At 53.5% G+C, this 4,547-nt stretch carries 3 protein-coding genes, 1 tRNA gene and 1 pseudogene; 2 read left to right on the top strand and 3 right to left on the bottom strand.

Translation table 11 applies throughout. From position 1 onward, the window contains the following. Positions 1-124 precede the first annotated feature (124 nt). Positions 125-223 (top strand): annotated as a pseudogene (locus ACTBDZ_RS15345) (hypothetical protein); the annotation flags it as partial. 241 nt (positions 224-464) lie between these two features. After that, a tRNA-Ser gene (locus ACTBDZ_RS15340) sits at positions 465-554 on the top strand. A 60-nt stretch (positions 555-614) separates the two neighbouring features. Here the strand turns inward: ACTBDZ_RS15340 and ACTBDZ_RS15335 are convergent. From ACTBDZ_RS15335 to ACTBDZ_RS15325, 3 genes are read right to left on the bottom strand one after another with little or no spacing between them, the layout of a single operon-like run. Next, a complete protein-coding gene (locus ACTBDZ_RS15335; RefSeq protein ID WP_438815954.1) occupies positions 615-2,276 on the bottom strand; it encodes an ABC transporter permease in 1,662 nt (553 codons plus the stop codon). 41 nt (positions 2,277-2,317) lie between these two features. Continuing rightward, positions 2,318-3,295: an ABC transporter substrate-binding protein gene (locus tag ACTBDZ_RS15330; RefSeq protein WP_438815955.1), complete on the bottom strand. Its 978-nt coding sequence runs from the start codon at positions 3,293-3,295 to the stop codon at positions 2,318-2,320. A 39-nt stretch (positions 3,296-3,334) separates the two neighbouring features. Continuing rightward, on the bottom strand, positions 3,335-4,021 hold the full coding sequence (locus tag ACTBDZ_RS15325) for an ABC transporter ATP-binding protein (RefSeq protein ID WP_438815953.1): 687 nt from the start codon (positions 4,019-4,021) through the stop codon (positions 3,335-3,337). Positions 4,022-4,547 lie beyond the last annotated feature (526 nt).

Raw genomic sequence — 4,547 nt, 5'->3', positions numbered from 1 at the left:
CTTGTTATAGGAGGGCCAGTTAGTGATTTTAAAATTTTGTTTTGCCATGGAGACCTGATTTTGAAACAACTATGGTGATCTGTTCCGATGATTACCCAAACTTTCTATTTATTCAACAAAGCCGGTTAAAGGTGCTATTTCTGGTCCTAAATTCCAGGAATACTTCTTTGCCAACAGCAAAGATGCAGAACTGACCAGCTTTATCAAATCGCTGCTGGCATAATTCCCCTAGAGGGAAAGTTGCAGTATCGATTTATCAGCCGCGGGTGGAAACACCTGCGGTTTTTTTATGCGTCAATCCGCGCTGTTCGCGTGTCAGTCGCCGTGTTATCGCATTCCATTCAGTCTGTTTCATCTCAGGCGTTCACTGTGTAATCAGATGCGTGAAATCCATAAAATTCTGCTTGACCGAAAGCGGTCGACTCCCTATAGTACCGCCCCGTTGCCCTTGAACGGCAACCCCCGGTGAGGTGTCTGAGTGGCTGAAGGAGCACGCCTGGAAAGTGTGTATACGTGAAAGCGTATCGAGGGTTCGAACCCCTCTCTCGCCGCCATATAAAAGAACGCCTCTGAGCAATCAGGGGCGTTTTTGCTTTTAGCGCACAGCCAGATTCTCATTCCCCCGGCTGAAAACGCTGATACAGATGAATCCCCAATAACATGGTTGCCAGACTTACCGTCATTGCCACCGTTGCCATCGCCATTCCCTGCCCTACAGACCCCTGCTCAAACTGTCGCCAGATAAAGATCGCGGTGGTTTGCACACCCGCCGGAGCCAAGAGCAATGAGGTCACCAGCTCACGAACGGCGACGGCAAACACCAACAGCATCGCCGCCAGCAAGCTGGGGAAGACAAGCGGTGCCACCACATAACGCAATGCCCTCAACGTCGAGGCGCCGTGAACGCGGGCGGCAGCTTCCAGGTTAGGACCAAGTTGACGCAATGCCGCACTCACATAGCGGATGGGATAAGGCAACAACAAGCAACTGTACGCCAACAGGAGAATCGCCCAGGAGTTGTAGGGCGTAATCGGCCAAAAGCTTCGGTTCCAGGCCAATATCAGCCCCACGCCAACCACAATGCCGGGAAGCGCCACAGGCAACAGCGAGAGGCCATCCAGTAGCGCCGCACCGCGGACACGCCTTACCGTCACCAGCCAGGCCACCAGCGTTCCAACAATCCCCGTCAGTAATGCAGTGCCGCTGGCTAATCCCATGCTGCTTAAGAGCGCACTTAGCGCCTGATTTTGATTGTTCAGCACTGCACTAAAATGCCTTAGCGTCACATTGTCCGCAGATAGCCCACCGAATAGGGTGCCGGAAAAGGCGGTTACCAGCATGGCGCTCACCGGGATGCCTACAGCAATCACCGCCACGCCGGAGAACAGCGTCACGAAGGGCAGCGTCCAGCGCCCCGGATCGCGAATCACAATAGCCGCTGGCTTCCCGGTAATGGTGCCAACGTCTTTTCCCGCAGTGAGTGCGCGCTGAACGGTGTAGGCCGTCAATGCCAATGCAACCAACAACAACGACAGCACCGCTGCACCTGAAAGATCGATAGGCCAATCTGCAAGGCGTTGCTCAATTCCGGTAGTCAATGCCTGAATCCCTGCATGCGGACCGATCGCGGCAGGCACGCCGTACTCCTCGATTGCCAGCGCTAACGCCAGCAGACAACTGGCCGCAATCGCTGGCAATGCCAGCGGCAATGTAACACGGAAAAATGCCGCCCACGGACCCGCGCCATGTACCCGGGCAACATCTGCAAGATGCCCACCGTGACTCGCCATGCTGCGCGAGACGGCAAAATAGACCACAGGGAAAATATTTAATGCCATCACTATCGCCATACCCGGCAATGAGAACAGCAGCGCATTAAACTTGAACGAGAAAAGCTGTTCCAGATAGCCGCGCGCTTGCAGTGCAAGCATCCATGACAGGGCCGAAATATATGGAGGGATCAAAAAGGGGATCAGAAATAACAAATCCCACACTCGGGCACAGGGAATATGGAACAACCCGCGTAAGGTTCCCAACGTTATCCCCAATAAGCCACTCAGCAATGCAACACCAATACCAATGCCGAAAGTATTAGAGATCAACGGGCCAAGGCGGGGATCCTGCGCCACGGCGATAAATGCACTCATTGGCTCACGCATCGAGCCTTCATCCAGCCCCGGAAAAACCGCTTGCAGCACAACAAAGATAACGGGAATACCCACCAGCACGAAAAGTATTGCCACCGTAACCAGTGGCAATAATGCAAAACCTCTCATGTTTTAATCCTGCGCCAGCATTGCGCTGGCGCTGTTAATCCTTAGCGTTGCCCGAACTGGCTCGCAAAACGTGCCAGAATAGCATTACGTGAAGTGCTGGCAGCATCCCCTTCCGGGAGTAATGTCAGGGATTTAAACAAGGGGCGTTTGGCATCAATATCCTGACGCGCAGGCATCAACCAGGCCTCTGCAACCGCCTCTTGCCCTGCGGGTGAAAGCACATAATCAACAAACGCTTTTGCCTGCTCCTGATGCTGACTGCTTTTCAGGATCATCATCGGACGCGGCGTAATCGCCGTACCGCTGGTGGGAAAAATCACCTTGATCGATTCATCTTGCTCAACGCTGTTATAGGCCACGTAATCCACCGCGCCAAACACGGCAGCCTTGGCCCCTTGCAACACCGGCGTCAGCGCTTGCGCGTTAGGGCCCGCCACGATCATCCCGTTGTTCTTCAAGACGTTAAACAGCTTCCAGACGTTCTCACCTTGTGTATTTTGTAAGCCGATAATCAGGTCTAGCGAAGCACCTGAGAGTGCCGGATCGGGCGTTGTCACCTTATCTTTGAATGCAGGCTGAGCCAAATCCTGCCAATCCTTCGGCTCTGGAGTGCCACTCTTGCTGTTCCACACAATCCCCAACGCAGAAATGCCCTGAGCGACGTAATAAGGGGTTTTAAACGGTGCAGGTACCTGAGCAGCATTTTTACTTTCATAGGCCAGCAGCCAGCCACGCTGCTGCAAATCCGTGGCGGTATCCCAGGAGGCGGAGATCAACACATCCGCACGCGGGTTCGCTTGTTCGGCGTCCAGCCTGGACATCACTTTGCCGGTGGTTGCTTGAAAAATATCAACTTTAACGCCGGTTTCCTTTTCAAACCCGGCAGCCAGCTTGCTGCTTAACGATCCTGGCACTGCGGTATACACCGTCAATGCCAGCGCACTGCTGCTTGCCATGATCAAAGAAATCGCCATACCTGTTAATACTCCTGATGTTAACTTTTTACTGAGGTAAACCATACTGAGATTTACTGTGTTCATGTTCATCGTATAACTCCCCTACTCTGCATTTAAGGTGGAAACAGAGAACAGTTGGCCTGCGGATAACGTGGCAATCGCATCTGCCATGGTGTTCGCTTCTTCGCGATCGTGCGTGACATATACCGCGGTCGTACCTAACTGACGAAGTAATGCCGACATCTCTTTACTGAGTGACTCACGTAGATCGCGATCAAGATTGGAAAGCGGTTCATCGAACAGCAGAATCCGCGGCTCGGCCACCACAGCGCGCGCTAAAGCGACACGCTGCTGTTGACCGCCCGACAATGCGGAGGGGTAGCGATCGGCCAAGGAGTGCAGCCCAACACGCTCCAAAGCGGCATCCGTTTTCTCTTTACGGCGCGCCGCATTGAGGCCGCGCATCTTCAGCGGAAAGGCAACGTTCTCACGCACCATCATATGCGGCCACAACGCATAGTCCTGAAACACCATACCTAAATCACGTTGCTCCGGCGGTGCGCTAAAACGCGCCTCGGCGACCCGAACGCCACCGAAGACAATGCTGCCATCCGTCGGTTGCAGTAGCCCTGCCAGCAGTTTAAGCAGCGTGCTTTTGCCACAACCGGATGGGCCTAGCAACGCAAGTACCGTGCCGGCAGGAACGTGCAGATCGATGTCACGCAGAATCGGTTGCTGCGCAATGTGAAAGCAAAGGCCGCTAACCGTGATATCAACCGAGCGGTTCATCGCTCCGCTCCACGCAATACACGAGAGACGTTTTGTGCAACCCGGCGTGGCCATAGCAGCAACGCGAGATAACACAGTGGGGAGGACAGGCGTGTAAAAACCGCCTGCCAGTAAAGCAGGAAAGACAGAAACATACGGGCATCCTCTTTGGGACTTTATATCGGAATCCGTAGGGTAAGAAAGCAATGCGACGGCGTGATGACAGAAAAAAGACGCTGGCGTTTCAGGCGCACAGGTGTATCCCCGTGGGAGCGAATGACCGAACAGAGAGAGAGAGGAAGAGCTGCCGTCAGCGTAAGCCACTACGTTGACGGCAGAATGCATCAGTTATAAGCGAAGAGTGTGCGCTGGCACAATGGCGAGCGGACGCAATCCGATGTGCGGAAAGAAACAATGCCAATCATGTGTATTAGTCGCGACTTGATCTGACACTGGACCTTGCAAGGTTGAGAGTTACCGGTTTTGATATGGGTGTCCAATCCTTATACAAAACACGAGGTAACTCTCATGATTCATACTAACAATC

The organism is Symbiopectobacterium sp., assembly GCF_051710365.1.
Lineage (GTDB): Bacteria > Pseudomonadota > Gammaproteobacteria > Enterobacterales > Enterobacteriaceae > Symbiopectobacterium.
The sequence above is the reverse complement of the archived record's forward strand: the minus strand, read 5'-3'. Positions and strand labels throughout refer to the sequence as shown.